This window comes from Pseudomonas sp. PICF6, assembly GCF_009831705.1.
Taxonomy (GTDB): domain Bacteria; phylum Pseudomonadota; class Gammaproteobacteria; order Pseudomonadales; family Pseudomonadaceae; genus Aquipseudomonas; species Aquipseudomonas rhizophila.
The window spans coordinates 123,196-123,535 of sequence record NZ_WUUD01000026.1 but is presented as its reverse complement, the minus strand read 5'-3'; the positions used below and the strand labels follow the sequence as shown (position 1 = coordinate 123,535).

General features: G+C 67.4%; 1 pseudogene. It reads right to left on the bottom strand.

The window, feature by feature from the left end:
* A pseudogene (locus GSM73_RS27460) lies at positions 1 to 340 on the bottom strand (leucyl aminopeptidase); the annotation flags it as partial.

The following is a 340-nucleotide window of genomic DNA, read 5'->3' as shown; positions in this document are numbered from 1 at the left end:
AAGCACGCCGCGGTGATCGTCCCGGCTTTCGGGCCGCCGATGTTGGCGATGTCGGCGAACGGGCTGTCCAGCTGCTCCTGGTATTCGTCGAACAGCGGCAATTGCCAGGCGCGGTCGTCGGCTTGCTGGCCGGCGCTGAGCAGTTGGCCGATCAGCTCGTCGTTGTTGCCCAGCAGGCCCGAGGTGTGGGCGCCGAGGGCGACGACGCAGGCGCCGGTCAGGGTGGCGATGTCGATCACCGCTTGCGGCTTGAAGCGTTCGGAGTAGGTGAGGGCGTCACACAGCACCAGGCGGCCTTCGGCGTCGGTGTTGAGGATTTCCACGGTCTGGCCGCTCATGG